The sequence below is a fragment of the Petrotoga mexicana DSM 14811 genome (assembly GCF_002895565.1).
Taxonomy (GTDB): Bacteria; Thermotogota; Thermotogae; order Petrotogales; family Petrotogaceae; genus Petrotoga; species Petrotoga mexicana.
Map to the genome: position 1 here is coordinate 61,329 of NZ_AZRN01000034.1, position 20,419 is coordinate 81,747.

At 34.9% G+C, this 20,419-nt stretch carries 21 protein-coding genes; 10 read left to right on the forward strand and 11 right to left on the reverse strand.

Features of this window, described 5'->3' with window-relative positions; genetic code table 11:
* Positions 1-39: 39 nt before the first annotated feature.
* Both X927_RS08155 and X927_RS08160 read right to left on the reverse strand, forming a co-directional pair.
* Positions 40-1,206 (reverse strand): iron-containing alcohol dehydrogenase, encoded by a 1,167-nt coding sequence (locus tag X927_RS08155; protein ID WP_103077588.1) that lies wholly within the window; start codon positions 1,204-1,206, stop codon positions 40-42.
* A gap of 136 nt (positions 1,207-1,342) precedes the next feature.
* Complete coding sequence (locus X927_RS08160; RefSeq protein WP_103077589.1) at positions 1,343-2,443, reverse strand: NAD(P)H-dependent flavin oxidoreductase; 1,101 nt, start codon at positions 2,441-2,443, stop codon at positions 1,343-1,345.
* Positions 2,444-2,675: 232 nt separating this feature from the next.
* On the opposite strand from X927_RS08160, the gene X927_RS08165 reads away from it, so the two are divergent.
* From X927_RS08165 to X927_RS08180, 4 genes are read left to right on the forward strand one after another with little or no spacing between them, the layout of a single operon-like run.
* Positions 2,676-3,647 carry a cation diffusion facilitator family transporter gene (locus X927_RS08165; protein ID WP_103077590.1) on the forward strand — a complete coding sequence of 324 codons (972 nt, stop codon included), beginning with the start codon at positions 2,676-2,678 and terminating at the stop codon, positions 3,645-3,647.
* A 16-nt stretch (positions 3,648-3,663) separates the two neighbouring features.
* On the forward strand, positions 3,664-4,986 hold the full coding sequence (gene obgE / locus X927_RS08170) for a GTPase ObgE (RefSeq protein WP_103077811.1): 1,323 nt from the start codon (positions 3,664-3,666) through the stop codon (positions 4,984-4,986).
* 21 nt (positions 4,987-5,007) lie between these two features.
* Positions 5,008-5,556: a nicotinate (nicotinamide) nucleotide adenylyltransferase gene (gene nadD, locus X927_RS08175; RefSeq protein WP_245855513.1), complete on the forward strand. Its 549-nt coding sequence runs from the start codon at positions 5,008-5,010 to the stop codon at positions 5,554-5,556.
* Between the two features lie 33 nt (positions 5,557-5,589).
* The gene (locus X927_RS08180) at positions 5,590-6,348 is read left to right on the forward strand and encodes an N-acetyltransferase (RefSeq protein WP_103077592.1); all 759 of its coding nucleotides are present in this window, start codon (positions 5,590-5,592) and stop codon (positions 6,346-6,348) included.
* 59 nt (positions 6,349-6,407) lie between these two features.
* On the opposite strand, the gene X927_RS08185 is transcribed toward X927_RS08180, so the two are convergent.
* Both X927_RS08185 and X927_RS08190 read right to left on the reverse strand, forming a co-directional pair.
* A complete protein-coding gene (locus X927_RS08185) occupies positions 6,408-6,596 on the reverse strand; it encodes a hypothetical protein (protein WP_103065526.1) in 189 nt (62 codons plus the stop codon).
* 22 nt (positions 6,597-6,618) lie between these two features.
* Positions 6,619-7,236: a cyclodeaminase/cyclohydrolase family protein gene (locus tag X927_RS08190; RefSeq protein ID WP_103077812.1), complete on the reverse strand. Its 618-nt coding sequence runs from the start codon at positions 7,234-7,236 to the stop codon at positions 6,619-6,621.
* A 275-nt stretch (positions 7,237-7,511) separates the two neighbouring features.
* Here X927_RS08190 and X927_RS08195 point away from each other — a divergent pair, with 275 nt between their 5' ends.
* Entirely contained in the window at positions 7,512-9,686 is a 2,175-nt protein-coding gene (locus X927_RS08195; protein WP_103077593.1) for a sodium-translocating pyrophosphatase, read from the forward strand.
* A gap of 55 nt (positions 9,687-9,741) precedes the next feature.
* Here X927_RS08195 and fabG read toward each other — a convergent pair whose 3' ends face one another.
* The 7 genes from fabG to X927_RS08230 are packed head-to-tail and all read right to left on the reverse strand — an operon-like array spanning position 9,742 to position 15,578.
* Positions 9,742-10,488: a 3-oxoacyl-ACP reductase FabG gene (gene fabG, locus X927_RS08200; RefSeq protein ID WP_103077594.1), complete on the reverse strand. Its 747-nt coding sequence runs from the start codon at positions 10,486-10,488 to the stop codon at positions 9,742-9,744.
* A gap of 19 nt (positions 10,489-10,507) precedes the next feature.
* Complete coding sequence (fabD, locus tag X927_RS08205) at positions 10,508-11,383, reverse strand: ACP S-malonyltransferase (RefSeq protein WP_103077595.1); 876 nt, start codon at positions 11,381-11,383, stop codon at positions 10,508-10,510.
* Between the two features lie 3 nt (positions 11,384-11,386).
* Entirely contained in the window at positions 11,387-12,340 is a 954-nt protein-coding gene (locus X927_RS08210) for a nitronate monooxygenase (protein ID WP_103065530.1), read from the reverse strand.
* Between the two features lie 16 nt (positions 12,341-12,356).
* Positions 12,357-12,776, reverse strand: a complete 420-nt coding sequence (gene fabZ, locus X927_RS08215; protein ID WP_103077596.1) for a 3-hydroxyacyl-ACP dehydratase FabZ — start codon at positions 12,774-12,776, stop codon at positions 12,357-12,359.
* Positions 12,777-12,781: 5 nt separating this feature from the next.
* Positions 12,782-13,630, reverse strand: a complete 849-nt coding sequence (locus X927_RS08220; RefSeq protein ID WP_103077597.1) for a DegV family protein — start codon at positions 13,628-13,630, stop codon at positions 12,782-12,784.
* 13 nt (positions 13,631-13,643) lie between these two features.
* Entirely contained in the window at positions 13,644-14,876 is a 1,233-nt protein-coding gene (fabF, locus tag X927_RS08225) for a beta-ketoacyl-ACP synthase II (protein WP_103077598.1), read from the reverse strand.
* A gap of 60 nt (positions 14,877-14,936) precedes the next feature.
* Positions 14,937-15,578 (reverse strand): TetR/AcrR family transcriptional regulator, encoded by a 642-nt coding sequence (locus X927_RS08230; protein ID WP_103077599.1) that lies wholly within the window; start codon positions 15,576-15,578, stop codon positions 14,937-14,939.
* 266 nt (positions 15,579-15,844) lie between these two features.
* On the opposite strand from X927_RS08230, the gene X927_RS08235 reads away from it, so the two are divergent.
* From X927_RS08235 to X927_RS08255, 5 genes are read left to right on the forward strand one after another with little or no spacing between them, the layout of a single operon-like run.
* On the forward strand, positions 15,845-16,999 hold the full coding sequence (locus X927_RS08235) for a tetratricopeptide repeat protein (protein ID WP_103077600.1): 1,155 nt from the start codon (positions 15,845-15,847) through the stop codon (positions 16,997-16,999).
* A 31-nt stretch (positions 17,000-17,030) separates the two neighbouring features.
* The gene (gene mazG / locus X927_RS08240; RefSeq protein WP_103077813.1) at positions 17,031-17,798 is read left to right on the forward strand and encodes a nucleoside triphosphate pyrophosphohydrolase; all 768 of its coding nucleotides are present in this window, start codon (positions 17,031-17,033) and stop codon (positions 17,796-17,798) included.
* A gap of 7 nt (positions 17,799-17,805) precedes the next feature.
* Positions 17,806-18,888, forward strand: a complete 1,083-nt coding sequence (locus X927_RS08245; RefSeq protein ID WP_103077601.1) for a DUF933 domain-containing protein — start codon at positions 17,806-17,808, stop codon at positions 18,886-18,888.
* Between the two features lie 16 nt (positions 18,889-18,904).
* Positions 18,905-19,891 (forward strand): UDP-glucose 4-epimerase GalE, encoded by a 987-nt coding sequence (gene galE / locus X927_RS08250; protein ID WP_103077602.1) that lies wholly within the window; start codon positions 18,905-18,907, stop codon positions 19,889-19,891.
* 3 nt (positions 19,892-19,894) lie between these two features.
* Positions 19,895-20,416: an adenine phosphoribosyltransferase gene (locus X927_RS08255; RefSeq protein WP_103065538.1), complete on the forward strand. Its 522-nt coding sequence runs from the start codon at positions 19,895-19,897 to the stop codon at positions 20,414-20,416.
* The last annotated feature ends 3 nt before the right edge of the window (positions 20,417-20,419 follow it).

Below are 20,419 nucleotides of genomic sequence, written 5' to 3' on the forward strand. Positions count from 1 at the left end.
GTCCATTCAAAAATGGAAAAAGGGCATAAAGCCCTTTTTTTACTTTGCCAATTTTAAGATATTTAGAACATCTTCCTTGTAAAGTTTTACAAAATTACCGACAGGTCCTCTTTCCGTTGCCTTTTGTGCCATTTCCTCGAATCTATCATCGGGGACTTTCAATTCCTTCAAAGTTATTGGTAATTTTAAATCCTCTTTGTAATATTTTTCAAGTCTATTAATACCCTCTAAAGCTGTTTTTTCTAAGTTGAAGAAATCAGCTTCAACGTTCCAAACATTTACAGCATACCTAGCAAATCTGTTTAAATCGTGCCTATAAACATATTTCATCCAAGCTGGGAATAAAACAGCCAAACCTGCTCCGTGGGCAACGTCGTAAATGCCACTAACTTCATGTTCTATATCATGAGTTGCCCAGTCTTCTTCCCTTCCGGTTCCTAATAAACCGTTATGAGCAACGGTACCAGCCCACATAATTTCAGCTCTGACGTCATAATTGTAAGGATCTTTAAGGGCTTGAGGTGCATTGTGAATTATAGTTCTCATTGTAGCTTCACTCAATCTATCCGTTAATTCCACATGCCGGGTGTTGGTGAAGTATCTTTCCATTACGTGGGTTAACATGTCCACCGTTCCAACGGCTGTTTGAAAAGGTGGCAGAGTATAAGTTAATTCAGGATTCATTATTGCAAAAACCGGTCTTAAAACATCGTAATTTATTGCTCTTTTATACCATCCATCTTCATTTGTAATAACCGATCCCATACTAGCTTCACTACCTGCAGCAGGTATAGTTAAAATGACACCAACGGGCAGTGCTTCTTTCAAAGTTCCCTTCCCTTCGTACAATTCCCAAACGTCTCCTTCATACTTCATTCCTGCTGCTATAGCCTTTGAAGAATCTATTACACTTCCTCCACCTACAGCCAGTACAAAATTAATATTTTCTTTTTTACAGATTTCAATCCCTTTTCTCACCAAACTTAATCTGGGATTGGGTTGAACACCACCCAATTCAACAAATTCAACCCCTGCATTTTTCAAAGATTTTGCCACTTTATCATACAGACCAGTTTTTTTAATACTTCCTTGCCCATAGTGAAATAAAATTTTATTAGAGTACTTTTTTATTTCTTCCCCAACCTTTTCCTCGGTTTTTTTCCCGAAGATTATTCGTGTAGGACTTACAAAGTCAAAATTCAACATAACGCTACCTCCTGTTTTTTTATTGTCTTTAATTTAATTTTTACGTTAGAGCCTTTTCAACCTAGCTTGCGCCTCTCAACTTTTCGTTTGCGACTGAGACCTATTAACACATCCTATTTATCACAAGCCTCTGTCTCTATGAACGTTGAGGAGATGACTCTTTCGCTTTATCTATGTTGATTTCAAAAAGATAGTTTATTACCTCTTGTACGGTTGTAATTTTATCGATTTTGTAACCGTATTTACCGCTAAAAACAAATCCGTCATCTAAATTCCCCTTTGCTGCGTTAAGTAGAGCTTGGGCTATACAATAAGGGGTGTCAACAAAATTACACGTTTTAATACAGTGATAAGGGCATTTGAAAGGCTTTTTAATTCCTTTTGAAACATCTTCTATAAATTTGTTTTTGATAGCTCTTCCAGGAAGACCTACTGGACTTTCAATTATTACAATATCTTCTTCTTTGGCATTTATCAAAGCCTCTTTAAATCTTATATCGGCATCACACTCTTGGGTGGCAATAAAAGGAGTTCCAACTTGTATTCCCTTCGCCCCCAACGAAAAAATTTCTTTTACTTTTTCAGGTGTGTCTATACCACCGGCGGCTATTACGGGTACTTCTTTATTGTATTCTTTTTTAATTTCCTCACAGAAATCTACTATCTGAGGAACGGTAACTTCGAGTTGAAATTGAGGATTCTCTAGATCCACCTTTTTAAATCCCAAATGTCCTCCAGCTTTTGGACCTTCCACAATAAATGCATCAGGAATGTAATTATATTTCATCCACCATTTTTTGAATATCACCTGGGCAGCTTTTAAAGAAGAAACTATAGGAACTAACCTTGTTTTAGATTTTGCATCTAGAAATTCAGGTAAATTTAAAGGTAACCCTGCTCCAGATATTATTAAATCTATTTCTTCTTTTATCGCTGTTTTCACAAGCTCTTTATAATCAGTCAAAACAGTCATTATATTAACACCAATTATTCCCTTTGTCTTTTCCCTTGCCTTTCTAATAACCTTTTTAAGACCTTCTATATTCGCTTCTTTTACTTTTCTTGTTTGAGGATTTTCGATTAAGCCGATTCCCGCAGTACCTATTACTCCAATCCCTCCAGCGTTTGCTACCGCTGATGCTAAATTATCAAGAGAAATACCAACGGACATACCCCCTTGGATTATAGGCAACTTTGGAACTAAACCATTGATGTTTAAAATATTTATAAGATTCACTCTCCTTTTTTCTGATCTACATTGCTTTTAATTGCTTTAGCGCCCCTTCGCCCCGCTGCCCACCCATTTAATTACTCATTTTAATTATACCATAAAAGAACTTTATGTGAAAAATAATTTTGTATTCAAAGAATATTACTTGTGGTATAATAAGCAATGCACAGAGGTATATTGAATTTCAGAATTTCAATTCTAGCTAATATTCACAAAAGTCAACAAAGGAGAATATTATTTGAAAAAAACACTAAATGAAGAAAATTTTCAGATTAATTCAAAAAGAGAAAAATTAGCCGCAAATGCCTCCTGGATGGGAATAATAATAAATGGTGTCCTTGCTTTTTTTAAATTAGTTATATCTTTCATTACGGGGAGTATAGCGATTTTAGCTGATGGAATAGATACAACTACAGATATAATAACTTCCATACTAACTTTAATTGCATCGAAAATTTCAAGTAAGCCCGCAGATGAGAGTCATCCTTTTGGCCATGAACGAGCTGAGACGATAGTTACTAAGGTTTTATCTTTAGTGATTATTTACGCCGGTTTTCAAGTTCTTATAGGAGCTATTCAAAGTATAATAACTTATAGTTTTTCAATTTATAGGCCTTATTTAGTACTATGGATTTCTTTGATTTCGATATTTACCAAATATTTTTTATATAAGTATAAATTCTCCGTCGGAAATAAAATAAGAAATTCTTCTTTAGTGGCAGATGCTTTAAATATGAGAAATGACATTTTAACATCTTTGTCTGTTTTCATTGGTATGATATTTTACCTTACGTTAAACATAATGTGGGTGGATTCTTTAGTAGCTATTATTGTATCCGTGTTCATATTTAGAGTTGGAATAAAGATGTTTCTAGAGACCTCCGATGAGTTTATGGGTAGTTCGAAAGAATTAGGAGAAATTTATTACAATACTTTAGAAGCTGTTGAAAAAGTTAGCAAAGCCAATAATCCTCATAAAATCAGGGTGAGAAAAGCAGGATATGTTTATTTTGTCGAACTTCATATCGAAGTCGAAGGAGAGATGAGCGTAAAAGAAGCCAATGAAATAGCTTCGCAAGTTGAAAGGGAGTTAAAAAAAATAAATCCTTACATAAAAGATGTGATAATCCACGTAGAACCTATAGGGAACAACGAGGAAGAAGAATTTGGATTCGATAAAAATTCTATTAAAAGGATTTTTGATAAATAAGTGGAGGTGTAACGTTTTGATTGGTGATTTTGCAGATGAAGTGAATATCAAAGTAATTGCTGGAAAAGGAGGGGATGGAGCGGTAAGCTTTAGAAGAGAAAAATACGTAGAAAAAGGTGGGCCAGATGGCGGAGACGGAGGAGATGGTGGTTCGATTATCATCAAATCATCGCTCAATAAAAATACCTTGGTAGATTTTAAATACAAAAAAATTTTTAGAGCAAAAAACGGGGAAAACGGTAAAAATAAAAACAAAGCTGGAAAAGCCGGAGAAAATGTTTTGATTGAGGTACCTGTAGGTACTTGTGTCTATGATCTTGAAACCAACGAATTACTTTCAGATTTAAAAGCACCAGAACAATATCTGGTTGTTGCTCGTGGAGGTAAAGGTGGGAGAGGAAATGCAAGATTTGCAACTTCAACTTTGCAGATTCCAAGGATAGCTGAAAAAGGTGTGAAAGGTGAATCTAAAAATCTAAAGCTCGTCTTAAAAATTGTCGCAGATGTAGGCTTGATTGGTTATCCTAACGTGGGTAAATCAACATTAATTTCAAGGATTTCAAACGCCAAGGTGGAAATCGCTGATTACCCTTTTACAACTATAGTTCCAAATTTAGGCGTAGTAAAAATCGACACAGGTTATTCTTTTGTAGTAGCTGATATCCCAGGACTTATAGAGGGAGCCCATATGGGAAAAGGCTTAGGCGATCAATTCCTAAGACATATTGAAAGATGTTCTGTTTTAGTACATCTTATCGATATATCTTGTTTTGAAAGAGATGACCCGGTAGAGGATTATATACTCATTAGAAAAGAATTAGAGTCTTTTTCTCATATTCTTTCGAAAAAGAAAGAGATTATTGTTGCAAATAAGATAGATGCCATAGAGAAAGACACCCTTGAAAAAAGATTAGCAGATTTCAAAAATAGATCGGGTAAAGATATTTTCCCTATTTCTGCTTATACTGGTGAAAACATTCAAGAGCTCATAACTATGGTATGGAATCATATAAGTAAAGAAAAAATTGAGCAACAAAAGTTTTTCCAAAAAAGGTTGAAATCCACTGTGACAGAAAAAATAAAAATACAACCCGTCAGCTATGAACCTGATCCTTTTATAAAAATCAACGTTATAAAATGGGATAACGAAACGTTTGAAATAGTTGGAGATGGTATCGAAAAGTTGTTAACTAGATACGATATCAACCAAAAGGATTCTCGTCTGTTAATTTTAAATACATTAGAGAAAAATGGATTGAATAAAATTTTAAGAAATGCAGGAGTTAAAGAAGGAGATACGGTGTACATTGGAAATTTTGCTTTTGAATATATACCATAAGAAAAGGTGTTTCTCATGCTAATGCTTTTTGGCGGTAGTTTTAACCCTCCTCATATAGGTCATAGAATAATTGCTGAGATAGCTTATGATGAATTCAAACCTGATAGGTTTTTAATAGTGCCGTCTAAAAATCCCCCACACAAAAGTATAGATTTCATAGCAAATTTCGATAAGAGGTATTCTTGGTGTGAGAGGGTTTTTTTTGAACATTATTTCGAAGTAAGCGATATAGAAAATAAACTACCTTCACCATCATACACAATCAGGACCATAGAGTATTTAATGAATTTTGATAAAAATATTTATCTTTTGATCGGCGAAGACTCCTTTAAAAACTTTCACAAATGGTATAAATGGGAAGAAATAGTAAAAAAAGTAAAACTAGTAGTTTATCCCAGATATTTCGAAGAAAAAAGTTCCTACAGTGTAGATTTTGAGTATATAAAATTGGAAAGTCCTATTGTTGAAATTTCATCCACTGAAATCAGACAAAGGATCAAAAAGGGGAAAACTGTTAAAGGTTTGATAGATGATAAAATAATTGAAGAAGTTTTAAAAGAGTATAATTAAAATCAATTTTTATGCCGCTAAAGGGGGATAAAAATGTCGTCTTATATAGCTACAAGCGCTAAAATTGACGCTAACGTTAAAATAGGTTACAATGCAATAATTGAAGAAGATGTCGTTATTCAAAAAGGTACTATCATTGGAAACAATGTAATAATAAAAGAAGGCAGTATTATTGGAGAAAACTGTACAATATCGGATAATTGTATAGTAGGTAAATCGCCTCTTAAAGCTAAAAATTCTGCCACTACTGAAACAAAAGATCTTTCTCCTTTAATTTTGGGCAATAATGTAATCGTAGGAGCATGTTGCCTCTTATATAAAGGTACTAAAATATCAAATGATGTTTTTATTGGAGATTTAGCGAGTATAAGAGAAGATGTGGAAATCGGAGAACATACTATCATCGGAAAAGGAGCAACAATAGAAAATAAAAGTAAAATAGGTAGCTACGTAAAGATAGAAACAGAGGCTTACATTACAGCCATATCTACAATAGAAGATTATTGCTTCATAGCTCCGGAAGTTACCTTTACCAACGATCAATTTTTGGGAAGAACAGAGAAGAGAAAAGCGCTTTTCAAAGGTCCTACTATCAAAAAAGGGGCAAGAATAGGGGCCAACGCAACAATATTACCAGGAATAATAATTGGAGAAGATGCTTTGGTTGGTGCGGGGAGTGTGGTTACTAAAAATTTAGAACCAAAAAAAATATACGTTGGCGTTCCCGCGAGGGAAATTCGAAACGTACCAAACGAGGAATTGCTGGAAAATCAAACTTATTTTCACCCCTAAAATCCCTATCAAATGAGTTTTATAAACATATGGCCGGTAAGAAAAACTCGGCCAATTTTTTATGTTTTCTCTATTTCTTCCAACTGTTTTTCTATTTGCTCTAACTCTTGGTTAATCCTTTCCCATTCTTTTTCAAGAGATTCATCATGTTCATGAGGGCCCATGTACTTTTCTATAGATTTTTTCTGTGCCTCTAAAGTTTTCTTCTTTTTCATTAATTCTTCTCTTAAATTTTCTTTTCCGGCCATTATGTTCCACCCCCTTTATTTATTATATATTAGCTTTAGAAAGCAGTCTTAATTCAAGAGTGTTTGCTTCTCCCTCAATTTTTTCAATTTGACTGTTAATGTCTCTTAGAAAATCTTCGTCTTTAATCGATGGAAGATTTATTTTTACATTGTATAATCCACCCTCAACAGCTGCTTTAGCCATTACAAGGGAAATAGCTGCGTCACTTTTAGCCATTTTATAACCTTTTTCTATTGTAACCCCCGAAAGTTCCATGACTTCCAACGCATCTTTGGCTATTTGTAGAGGAACAAGTGTGGCTTTTTTTGTCTTTTCTTGGATTTTTTCATTTCTAGCTTTTTTCTCTTCTTCAGTACTTTTTGGAAGTTTTAAGGCTTCGATTACCTCGTTGAAAGCTTCGGCATCTTCTTCCATGAGCTGAAGAAATTTGTCTCTGTACTCCTCGAATTTTACTTTCAAATTTTTCATTTCTTCTTCAACTTCTTCGTACTTTTTTTTGCCGATAGTTAAATTTGCTACCATGCATCCCAAACTAGCTGCTATAGAACCCGCTAGCGCCGCTGCACTTCCACCCCCGGGAGCTGGTTCGTTGGACGAAAGCTTTTCTAAAAATTCTTTTAAACTCATATCAGATAACAAATTAACTCCTCCTTTTTTGTGATATTTAACACAATACATATATAAATTCCCCTTAAAAATGCTGCTCTTTGTTATCTATTTTATCAAAAGTGATTTAAAAAACAATATATACCATTTGGAAGAAATATCCTTCTAACTGTTTCTAAAGTCGTTTAATTGCTCCTAATCACATTTAATTGTTATTTTTAAAACTTATTTTTTCGAATAGAAAATGATATAATAAAATGGGGTAATGTGTTATAACTAAAATCTCACAACACTTCGGAGGTGAAACAGTGGGTAGTCTATGGATTTTGGCAATAGTTCCTATTATCGCTTTAATTTTTGCTAGTGTTAACTTTAGACAAGTCGTTGTATTAGATGAAGGTACGGAGAGGATGCAACACATTGCAAAGGCTATTAGAATTGGTGCTTCCGCCTTTGTTAACCATGAGCTTAAAGTATTATCAATTTATGGTATATTTATCGCTTTAGCTTTAGGTATCGTGGTAGAATGGTATGTTGGAGTCGCTTTTGTAATGGGAGCTTTTATGAGTGCTTTAGCAGGATATATAGGTATGAAAATAGCTACTTACGCTAACGTCAGAGTTAGCAATAAGGCTCGAACAGAGAAAAGTATAGGAAAAACTTTGAAAGTTGCATTTCAAGGCGGAAGCGTTATGGGACTCAGCGTTTCTGGATTGGCTCTATTAGGTTTATTTTTAGTATACATTATTTTTGGAAATTGGTTGGGACAGCTTTCTGCAGAAAATTTGGTAATAAAAGTCAACTGGTTGGGAATAAATTACATTCCTTTTACTATGACTGTTTCAGGATACGCTCTTGGATGCTCAATAATCGCTATGTTTGATAGGGTTGGAGGAGGAGTTTACACAAAAGCTGCGGACATGGGAGCAGACTTAGTTGGAAAAACAGAATTAGCTCTACCGGAAGATGATGCACGAAATCCCGCTACTATTGCTGATAACGTCGGAGATAACGTTGGAGATGTTGCAGGACTTGGAGCTGATTTATTGGAAAGTTATGTAGGTGCCGTAATTTCATCTATAGTTCTAATATTATATACTCATTTCCTTTTGGGACCTCAAAACTTTTCTTATGATGCAACTATGAGATTAACTTACTATCCGATACTTTTTATATCGCTAGGATTAATTTCTTCGATGATTGGGATATTATACATAATCTTAAAAAAGCCTTCCGATGATCCCCATAGAGATTTAAATATCTCTTTGATGACATCGGCATTTTTAACTTTAATTATAACCTTTTTTCTTAGCTTTTTCTATTTGGGAGACATTAGCGCTACAGAATTTCAAAATATCGGTTTCAGATTGGGATACTTCTCACCTTGGTTGGCAGCTGTCATCGGTATAATAGATGGTATTTTCATGGGGCTTATAGCAGAATATTACACCAATGATGCATACCATCCTACAAAGGAATTGAGCGAATTTGCCAAAGGTGGTCCGGCTATTGTAATTACAAAGGGATTAGCATTAGGAATGGAAAGCGTTCTGTTGCCTGTTTTCCTTTTGATGTTGGGAATCCTTGTATCCTTTGAAATAGCAGGATTGTATGGGGTAGCAATGGCCGCTACGGGTATGCTTTCTTTCGTTGCAGCAACGGTTTCAGTTGACTCGTACGGTCCAATCGCAGATAATGCTGGTGGGATAAGCGAAATGTCAAAATTGCCGCCAGAGGTTAGAGAGATAACCGATAAACTAGACTCTGTGGGGAACACAACAGCTGCTATAGGAAAAGGTTTTGCTATCGGTTCCGCTGCCTTAGCGGCATTAGCTCTCTTTGCATCTTTTATTTATTCTCAAGCCGGTCCTGGAGATGGAGGAGTAGGGCATTTAGAAAATATCTTGATCTTGAACATGATAGATTCTAGAACAATAGCTGGAGCTATTTTTGGTGCTGCACTACCTTTCTTTTTTAGTTCTTTTCTAATAAATGCCGTAGTAAATGCAGCTAACAAGATGGTTGATGAGGTAAGAAGACAGTTTAAAGAAATACCTGGATTGATGGAGGGAACGACAGACCCCGATTACGAAAGATGCATCAGGATTAGTAGTGAAGGTTCGATAAGTCAAATAAAATTTCCTGCCCTTATCGCGACTTTAACCCCTATAATTTCTGGATTTTTGCTCGGGCCAAACTTTGTAGGAGGACTTTTGATAGGAACTACTCTTAGTGGTGTTATGTTAGCAATATTTTCTGCCAATTCTGGAGGTGCTTGGGATAACGCTAAAAAGAGAGTAGAAGCCGGGGGCGTCGAAGGAGAAGGAAAAGGTACGGATGCCCATAAGGCAACAGTCGTGGGGGATACAGTTGGGGATCCTTTGAAAGACACTGTTGGCCCTTCTTTGGATATACTAATCAAGATTATGTCGGTAACGGCGCTTATAACTGTTTCAATCTTTAAAGTGTATCATCTCTTTTGAAAACAAAATCCCGAGGTCATTTAATGTACAGCCTCGGGATTTTTATTCTTTATGATTAAATTCTTAATCCACCATCTATCCGTATAACTTGTCCCGTTATGAAGGAAGAATCATCACTGGCTAAAAATACGGCTAAGTTGGCTATATCTTGAGGTTCTCCCAAGCGTTTTAAACACGTATTTTCTACAACATACTCTATCAATTCTTTTTTTAAACTTTCTGTCATTCCTGTTCTAACAAATCCTGGTGCTATGGCGTTTACTCTGATATTTTCTCCTTTCATTGTAAGTTCTTTCGCCCAAGATTTTGTCATTCCTATTATACCTGCTTTTGCTGCTGAATAATTAGTTTGGCCAATGTTACCTTCAATACCTACAACGCTTGCCATGCTTATGATATTGCCAAACTTTTGTTTTCTCATTATCTTTGCAACTGCTTTTGTCATTATAAATGTTCCTTTTAAATTTACTTGTATTACTTTATCAAAATCCTCTTCTTTCATGATAACCAAGAAGTTATCTTTTGCCATTCCGGCATTGTTTACTAATATGTCTATTTTTTGGTATCTGTTATATATCTGAGTCACAATTTCACTAACAGTATTAAAATCAGTTATATCTGCTTGGTAATAAATGAACCTATCTTCTGGAAAATCACTTTTTTCGTTTTCTTCTATTTGAGGTCTTTCATCTACAGCGATCGCTATTACGGTGGCTCCTTCTTTTATGAAATTCCGTGATATTTCTTTTCCTATTCCTCTAGAGCCACCTGTTACGATTGCAATCTTTTGATTTAATTTCAAAGGGAACACCCCCGATTTTTTATATATTAAGTAGTTTAACGTTTTTATTTATTTGTTTAATAAATTTTGTGAGCACTTTTGTTGGTCCAATTTCAACAAATTCATCCACACCGTTTTTTACACATTCCTCAACACATTCTATCCACCTAACAGGTGAAGTTATTTGCTTTATTACATTTTCCTTTATGATATCAGGATCAGTTTCAAACTTTGCCGTTACATTCTGAACAATGGGAACCGTTGGCTTTTTGAATTCTATATGCTCAATTCTTCTTCTCAACCTTTCTTCTGCATCTTTTAGAAATTTCGAATGAAACGGACCGCTTACATTCAACGGAACAACCTTTCTGGCTCCTTCTTCCTTGAGCTTTTCCATAGAGATCAAAAGTTCTTCCATTTCCCCACTTATTACAACCTGTGAGGGAGAATTGTAATTGGCTATTTGGACGTTTGGATAATTGGATAAAACTTTTTCAATCTCATTTAAATCCATACCTATTACCGCTGCCATACCGCCTTTTCCCGGTTCAAAGGCTTCACTCATGTACAATCCCCTATAATAAACCGCTTCAATTGCTTCTTCAAAATCGATCATTTTTGCGGCTAAAAGTGCTGTCCATTCTCCTAAAGAATGACCAGCTACCACATCAGGTTTGAGGCCTTCTTCTAAAGCATTCAAATATTTCATATAGCTAATTGTGAGTATAGCGACTTGGGCATTTTGGGTTAAGGTAAGCTCTTTTTCATCAGTCCCAAATATTATACTTTTTATGTCCAATCCAATCTTATTTTTTACTTTATCAAAATACAATTCATATTCAGGCTTTTTTTCCAATATATCCTTTCCCATACCCAGGTATTGGGATCCTTGTCCTGTAAAAACAAAACATCGCAAAACTTATCTCCTCCTTTCATCGACATTATTTTCTAAGTCATAATTTTTCAAAATATACGACATTACATCTTCAATAACATCGTTAACACTTTTTATCTCATCGATCAAACCAGCGGATTGCCCTGCCATGAAAGACCCACTTTCTTCATCACCATACAAGAAAGCCTTCATAAGGCTACCTACCAAAGCTTCTTCGGCTTCTTCAGGAGATGATGATTCTAACTTCGCTATTTTTTTACCGAATTTTGTTTTTATTATGCGAGCTGGATGACCCATTTTCTGACCTGTAATTATAGTGTCCCTAATACCCGCATTTATTATTTTTTCTTTGTAATTTTCATGGGCTTCACATTCATATGTAGCTATAAAACGAGTTCCCATCTGAATACCTTCTGCTCCCAAGGATAAAGCTGCAACCGCACCAGGCCCGTTAGCAATTCCACCGGCTGCTATTACAGGAACCGACAAAATGCTAGAAAGCTTTGGAACTAAAACCATGGTAGTTACATCTCCGATGTGTCCACCACATTCCATACCTTCACCTATTATAGCCTCTGCCCCTGCATTTTCTAATCTCAAAGCTAGATTTTCCGACGAGACTACCGCTAAGGTTGTTATCCCATTTTCTCTAAGCATAGGAATGTATTTGCTAGAATTTCCAGCCCCCAAAATAGCAACCGGAACTTTTTCTTGAATTATGAGATCTATGACTTCGTCTATATGAGGATTAAGCATGATAACGTTCACGGCAAAAGGTTTATCGGTCATTTCTCTTATTGAATCAATCTGTTTCTTTAAAAGTTTTGCATCCATGTTTCCAGAACCTATAGTTCCTAATCCGCCAGCATTAGAAACAGCCGCAGCCAATTTTGCAGTACCCACCCATGCCATTCCGCCTTCTAATATGGGATATTTAATTTTCAATAAGTCAGTAACTCTATTTTTTACGGGTTCCAAATCAGCACCTCCATCTTTAACTCTTTTTGATACCTACCATTATCTCTGCTTGTGCACATACCTGTTCTTCAACAGTAGCTATTCCCTTTAACTTGAACATGTTTGCTTTCCTCTGTAGAATCTCTAAATCGTATACCAGTTTGTCTCCAGGTCTTACTTCCTTTTTAAATCGAGCTTTATCTATACCTGTAAATAAAGGAATTACATTCTCATCCGTATCTTTCAGAAGCAATAACCCTGCAGTTTGAGCCATACCCTCAACAATAAGTACTCCTGGCATTATGGGATAATTTGGGAAATGGCCTTGAAAAAAAGGCTCGTTAATACTAACGTTTTTAAAAGCCCTGATCTTTTCTTTATTTAACTCTAACACCCCATCAACAAGCAAAAAAGGATAGCGATGGGGCAATATTTTCATTATTTCCTCTATATTCATAATTTTCACTCCCATGTAGTTACTATTCCACCGGAATCAGGTCCTAAATGCATACCTATTATTATGTCCATCGGTTCAAAGATTATCTTTTCTCTTGGTATTCCCAATTTAACTACTTCATCCAACAAATCGCCACCTAATTTCAAGCTTCCCGTATGTTCAACGGTTATATTCTTTAATTCTCCTTTGCCTTTTTCTTCCATTGCCAACGTTGTAAGCTCTTTAATTATTTTATTGTATCCTCTGATCCTTTTAACGGGGAATATTTCACCATTCTCCAGTTTTAACAATGGCTTAATGTTTAACATGCTTCCCACAAAGGCAGTTGCTTTCCCTATTCTTCCACCTTTTGCAAGATAATTTAAACTTCCTACGGTAAAGTATACATTCACTTTTTCTTGAAAATGTTCCACGAAACTTTTCAACTCTTCTACAGTATAATCTCCTGAGTCTATCAGTTTTTTTAATTCGAGTACTAAATAACCTAAACCCCATGTGGTTTCATAACTTTCCACTATATGGATCCTTTTTTCATCTACTTCCTTAGCGGCTATCCTAGCAGAATTATATGTGCCACTCAGTTTTTCTGAAATATGGACAGATATTAACTCATCGTAATCTTTCAACATTTTTCTATATACCTTTTCAAAATCTTGAGGTGTAGGTTGTGAAGTGGCTGGTATATAGTCAGATGTTTTTAAAAACTCATAAAAGTCGTCTACATCAATATCCACAGCCCTTTCAAACTTATCTTTCCACTTTACATACAATGAAACGCAACCTATCCCCATTTCTTCTAATTGTTTTGGATCAATATCACAGGTATTATCGGTTACTATTCCTATTTTAGGCATAATTGTGCCCCCTTTATGATTTAACAAAAATTAACGACGCATTGTGTCCCCCAAAACCAAAGGAGTTCTTTAAAATTACGTCCACTTTAGCGTCTTGAGTCTTTCTTGGGATATTGAGTGTTTTCATCTCTTCATCAGGTTCCTCTAAATTTGGCATTCCATGAACAAAATGATTATGGCTTTCTATAACTAAAGCTATTAATTCAATTGCACCAGCAGCTCCCAAAGTATGTCCTATTAAAGTTTTAGTTGATTGTAAATACGGTTTATCGGCAAATTCGCCGAATATTTTTTTAATAGCTTTTACTTCTGAATTATCACCAACAGGAGTACTAGTGGCATGACAATTTATAAGATCCACCTTAGAAGGATCTAATTCGGCCATTTTTAAGGCGTTCTTTATTGCCCTTGCCGCCCCCTCACCTTCCGGATCAGATTGACTAATATGGTAAGCATCTCCTGTCATTCCATATCCTGCTATATATCCATAAATTTTGGCTCCTCTTGCCTTTGCATGTTCTTCTGATTCTAAAACTAATATCCCAGCTCCCTCTCCCATCACAAATCCATCTCTATCTTTATCAAAAGGTCTTGATGCTTTTTGAGGTTCATCGTTTCTTTGGGAAAGAGCCATCATATTAGCAAAAGCCGCTATTGGCATAGGATCAATAACTGCTTCGGAGCCTCCTGTTATAGCCACATCAACTTCTCCACTTCTTATCAACATCACAGAACTTATTATTGAGTGCACAGCAGAAGCACAAGCACTAACTGTTGTAAAATTTGGTCCTTTTAATTTATGCCTTATAGAAACAACTCCACTTGCCATATCGGCAATCATCATAGGTATTAAAAAGGGGCTAACATACTTCGGACCTTTTTCGTTCATAACTCCAAACTCGTGATACAAAGTTTTAAAACCGCCTATTCCTGAACCTATTATTACTGCAGCATTTTCTCTCCAATCTTGATCTTGAGACAATCCGGCATCTTCAATAGCTTCATCTGAGGCAGCAACAGCTAATTGCAAAAACCTATCATAACGTTTGGCGGTTTTTTTATCCATATATTCTTGAGGGTCAAAATCTTTTATTTCAGCAGCTATCTTAACTTTATGATCCGAGGGATCAAACTGCGTTATTTTATCTATGCCGCTTCTCATTTCTTTTAATCCTTCTAAAAATTCTTGTGTGTTTTTTGCTATAGGGTTTATTGTTCCCATTCCAGTTATTACGACTTTGTGCATCCACATACCTCCTGACTGTTATTTTATGAATTTGTAAAAGTTCTCTTGATAGATGCGTGATTATGATAAAGAAGCCAACATCTTTTTTGTTACTTCTATGTAATACTCATATATTTGTAGAGGTTTTAACCCCGTCCATTTTTCATACAATGTCTCTCGAAGGCTTACTTGCTGAACCATTCCTGTTATCTCACTCCACAAAACCATTGCGATCTTTAAAGGTTCTAATCGTTTGTCTATTGAACCATCTTTTATTCCTTCTTCAACGGAGCTAACTAATAATTTAAAAATCTCTTCACTCTTTTCATATGCCTTCTTCACATGGGGATCTTTATCATCGAAATGAACTTCCAAGGTTTCATAATTCAATATCAATTTATAATAATCAACATATTCAAGGCTGAATGATACGTATGTTTCCCCCATTGATACAACCTTTTCAAAACCGTTTTTACAAGAGGAAAATTTTTCAATAATAGACCTGAGCAAAGTAGATAATGCTCTTTCAACAGAAGTAAAATATAGATCTTTTTTGCTTGAAAAGTACAAATACAATGTTCCCTTTGCAAGATCAGCTCTTTTTGCAATTTCCGTCATTGTAGCTTTCTCGTAACCTTTTTCCACAAAAATTTTTTCTGCTACATTCATTATTAAATTCATCTTTTCTTCTTTATTTTTCTTCTCCAAACTATTTCGCCTCATATTTTTGCCCTCTAATAAAATAAAAATGACCGAAGGTCATCGCTTTCATAAGATTATACCACAACCAAAAATGTATTTCAAGTTTTTTTGTTCTTCTTCAAAAAGATTGAAAGATATTATGATATTATTTCAAAGATATCGAATTATGATTTACTTCGTTAGCTTTCTTAGAAAACAGCTTTATGGTATAATTACTACTACAAGAATATTTTGATGAAAGTTTTTCAAAAACTTTTAAAATTACTTGACATCCTAGGAGGAGCGTTTTGAGACAAAAATTAGTTGTGTTGTCATTTTTTATTATTTTTACGTTATCGACCTTCGCAACAGTTTTTGATGATTTTGTTTACTACGTAGATCTTCAAACAATGTATGAATCGGATGACCCATATTTAAAGACAGTTGGAGGTTTGTTGAAGCGATGGGAAACGGGTTTACCAATGTACGTAGATAATTTACAACTTTCAGATCTTACGTTGTTTCCTGATGATGAGACAACCTTAAAGATATTAAAAGACTTGGACCCTTATGTTTACCTTGAACCCACCGAATTGTTTGAAGAAGCCTTAGAAGAATACCCCAATTCAATAATAATAAATTCTATGTATCTTTTTTTCAATTTCCAATATTGGCAAAATTCTTTGGACCCATCTGTAGTGGAAGAAATCTTTGAATATTCTGAAAAAATCGAAAAGCTTGTGGGAGAAAAAATTCCTTTTACTGTTTATTGTGAAGCACAAATCTTATCAAAATCTAAAATATATAATGACCCTCAAAAAGCTTATAATGATTTAAAAGAAATCTATCTGACTTACAATTACGATAAAAAAATAATTGAATCTTTGGTTGAAATAAGTTTTCAAACAAATAACTACGAAATTATACAAGACCTTTATAATACTTATATGAATTTAAAAGGGAAGGATTCTCAAACCTTACTGTACTTTTCAAAAATTTTTTATAACATGGGAGAAACAGAAAAATCAAAGGAAATAGCCCTTTCTTTAGTTCCTGTTTCAAAAGATTCATCGATTCTTTCTGAAACATACGAATTTTTAGGTGACATAGAAAACAATTACGAAAAAAGGATAGAATATTATCAAAAAGCTTTATCTCTCGACAAGGAAAACGGAAGAATAATGTCTAAATTGGGGTTAACTTACTACAATTGGGATAAAAAAGAGTATGCTCAGTTGGCAAGATACTTTCTCAACGGTGCTGAAAGTCGCAATTATATAACCGAAGAAACTGAAAAAGCTTTAAAAGAACTGAGATCGAGAGTTGTACTTGAAATTTTCCTTAAATATTTATTACCTTTGCTGTTAGGAGTAGCTTTTGCTTTATGGTTACTCTATTATTTGGATAAAAAAAGGAAGATCAAAGAACACAATCGAATCTTTAAAGAACAAAATAACAAATAGAGGAGCTAATACGTACAATACGGGAGGAATTATTTTGGAGTTAGGTGAAAAATTTGAAGAGCTTATGAAAGTGATGAAAAGACTAAGGGGACCAAAAGGTTGCGATTGGGACAAAGTCCAAACACATGAGAGTTTGAAACCTTATATAATTGAAGAAGCATATGAATTGGTTGATTCTATTGACGAAAAAGATATTAAAAAAATAAAAGAAGAGTTAGGAGATATATTACTCCAAGTTGTTTTCCATTCCACTATTGCTGAGGAAAACAATGAGTTTTTTACCATTGAAGTGATAGATGAACTGATCAATAAGTTAGTGAGAAGACATCCCCATGTTTTTGGAGATGAAAAGGGATATTCTTATGCCAGGTGGGAGGAAATAAAGGCAAAAGAGAATGGAGAGAAGAACTTTAGCAGAATCGGGAGACTCAACAAAGCCTTACCTGCACTCTCTTTAGCAAGAAGGATTCAAGAAAATGCTGCTGCGGTAGGGTTTGACTGGGTAGAAGTGAAAGACGTGCTCGATAAAGTAAAAGAAGAAGTGGACGAACTTAACGAAGCTAAAACCCAACCAGAGGTAGAAGAAGAGTTTGGGGATTTATTATTTGCACTTGTTAACTTGGCTCGTTTTTTAAAGATAGACCCAGAAGTTTCTTTAAGAAAGGCGAGTGAGAAGTTTATAGAACGGTTCAACCAAATGGAAAAAGCAATTGAAAAAGATGGAAAAGAATTTGAAGCTTTAAATTTAGAAGAGTTAGATAAATATTGGGAATTAGTAAAAAAAGAAGAAAAGAGGTGAGAATTAGGTGGAAATAGGCATATTCGGCCTTCCGTTAACAGGTAAAACTACTATTTTTTCCCTTTTAACTGATTATAAAATAGAGGATAGTTATAAAAGAGAGGCTATAAAAAGAACGGCAATTATCAAAGATGAAAGAGTTAATTCTCTTGCTCGTTTATACAATCCTAAAAAGGTTATCTTCGCTAGCTTAGATTTTATAGATATACCAAGTTATGACCACAAGGGGGATCCGAAAGAAAAAACGAGAATTTTTCAGATGATACAAAATGTTGATGCTTTGCTTTTGGTCATAAGATCTTTTAAAAATCCCTCTGTTCCTTGGCCAGAAAATGCTGATAATCCAATAAAACAATTAGAAATATTGAAAACGGAACTAATTTTTAGAGATTTAGAAATTGTAGAAAATCGATTAGAAAGGCTTGAAACCCAAAAGAAAAAGACAAAATTCTCAGTGACGGAAGAAAATGAAGAAAAAATTTTGTTGAAAATAAAAGAAGTTTTAGAGGATGAGGTTTTCGTTTCCAAAATGGACTTGAGCGAGGAAGATAAAAAATTAGTTGGTTCTTTAGCTTTATTCACTTTAAAACCCATTATCGTATGTGTCAACGTCGACGATGACCAATTTTCAAAAAATAGCTATGAATATAAGGAACCGGTAGTCGAAGAATGTAAAAAGCAAAATTTTGCGTATATTGAAATAGACGGAAAAATAGAAGTAGAAATAAACGAGCTTGAGAATGAAGAAGAAAAAAGACTATTCTTAGAAGATTTATCAATTAAAGAACCTGGTGTTGAAAGATTAGCAAAAATTGTGTATAATCATGTTGGATTGATTTCTTTTTTCACTGTCGGGAAAGACGAGGTAAGAGCTTGGACGGTAAAAAAAGGTAGTACAATGAAGGAAGCCGCTGGAAAAATACATTCTGATTTCGAGAAGAATTTCATTCGTGCAGAGGTTATGAAATATGAGGACTTAATTAAATACGGAAGCGAAGAAAAAGTGAAAGAACAGGGACTTTGGAGATTAGCTGGAAAAGATGAAATATTGGAAGATGGGGAAATATTAAACATTAGAGCTAGCGCTTGATTTGAGGGGTGATCTAATGATACTTGTCACAGGAGGAGCTGGGTACATAGGTTCTCATTTGGTGAAAAGGCTGCAAGATCAAAATAAAGAAGTAGTAGTTTTTGATAACTTCGAAAAAGGCCATAGGTGGGCTGTTAAAGACGTACAAGTCGTTGAAGGAGATCTCAGAAACGAAAAAGACATTGATTACGTATTTGAAAATTACAAAATAGATGAGGTATATCATTTCGCGGCTTTTTCATTAGTTGGTGAATCTATGACAGAACCTAATAAATATTTTAAAAATAATATATGTGGAACGTTGAACCTTTTAAAAAGTATGCAAAAACATAAATGTAGGTACATAGTTTTTTCTTCTACCGCAGCTGTTTATGGAGAACCAGAAAAAGTCCCCATCACTGAAGATCAACCTAAGAACCCTACGAACATCTATGGTCAATCAAAATTAATGGTTGAAGAGATTCTCAATTGGTATTCTAAACTTGATATTATAAGGTATGTAGCTTTAAGATATTTTAACGCCGCTGGGGCGTATTATGATGGAAGTATAGGCGAAGCCCACGAACCTGAAACTCACTTGATCCCATTAGTCCTTGAAACAGCTTTAGGGAAAAGAGACAAGTTGTACGTTTATGGAGATAATTATCCAACCAAGGACGGCACACCCGTTAGAGACTATATTCACGTGATGGATTTGATAGAAGCCCATATTTTAGCTATGAAATGGATGAAGGAAAATGAAAAATCTGACGTTTTTAATTTAGGTAACGGTCAAGGATTTACCGTTTTAGAGGTTATTAAAACAGCTGAAAAAGTAACTTCAAAAAAGATAAATTACGAAGTAGTAGAAAGAAGGTCTGGTGATCCTGCTGTTTTAATAGCTTCCTCAAAGAAAGCAGAACAAGTTTTAAAATGGCACCCTCAACACAAGGAATTAGAAAAGATAATATCTGACGCATGGAATTGGCACAAAAATAAGGATAGAAAGGTATTAGGAGGATAACTCATGGAGATAGTAGACCTAAAAAAATGGATAAGAGATATACCAGATTTTCCGGAAAAAGGCGTTATATTCAGAGATATCACCCCACTTTTGAAAAACCCTGAAGTTTTTAAGTATTCAGTCGAAAAAATCGCTGAATTGATAAAAGAGTGGGATTTTGATTGTATCGTATCCCCCGAGTCGAGGGGGTTTATATTTGCTACACCTTTAGCTTACATCATGAATAAAGAATTCGTTCCCATAAGAAAACCAGGGAAACTGCCTTACAAAACTTATTCGATCTCTTATGAACTAGAATATGGCCAAACATCCCTGGAAATGCATATTGACGCGATAGATAAAGGCGAAAAGGTGATAGTAGTCGATGATGTGTTAGCCACTGGAGGTACTACCAAAGCGATAAAAGAATTAATAGACAGAGCCGGAGGGAAAACCGTTGGTGTTGTCTGTCTTGCTGAACTAACTTACCTAAACCCAAGGGAAAATCTAAAAGATTTAGAAATTGCCAGTTTGATACGATATTAAAAG

Bases quoted from the DNA above. Each gene is read 5' to 3' on its own strand.
- nadD (WP_245855513.1), top strand. From the start codon at position 5,008: ATGCTTTTTGGCGGTAGTTTTAACCCTCCTCATATAGGTCATAGAATA.
- X927_RS08180 (WP_103077592.1), top strand. From the start codon at position 5,590: ATGTCGTCTTATATAGCTACAAGCGCTAAAATTGACGCTAACGTTAAA.
- fabZ (WP_103077596.1), bottom strand. From the start codon at position 12,776: ATGAATATAGAGGAAATAATGAAAATATTGCCCCATCGCTATCCTTTT.
- fabF (WP_103077598.1), bottom strand. From the start codon at position 14,876: ATGCACAAAGTCGTAATAACTGGAATGGGAACAATAAACCCTATAGCA.
- X927_RS08155 (WP_103077588.1), bottom strand. From the start codon at position 1,206: ATGTTGAATTTTGACTTTGTAAGTCCTACACGAATAATCTTCGGGAAA.
- X927_RS08230 (WP_103077599.1), bottom strand. From the start codon at position 15,578: ATGAGGCGAAATAGTTTGGAGAAGAAAAATAAAGAAGAAAAGATGAAT.
- X927_RS08255 (WP_103065538.1), top strand. From the start codon at position 19,895: ATGGAGATAGTAGACCTAAAAAAATGGATAAGAGATATACCAGATTTT.
- galE (WP_103077602.1), top strand. From the start codon at position 18,905: ATGATACTTGTCACAGGAGGAGCTGGGTACATAGGTTCTCATTTGGTG.
- X927_RS08185 (WP_103065526.1), bottom strand. From the start codon at position 6,596: ATGGCCGGAAAAGAAAATTTAAGAGAAGAATTAATGAAAAAGAAGAAA.
- X927_RS08220 (WP_103077597.1), bottom strand. From the start codon at position 13,630: ATGCCTAAAATAGGAATAGTAACCGATAATACCTGTGATATTGATCCA.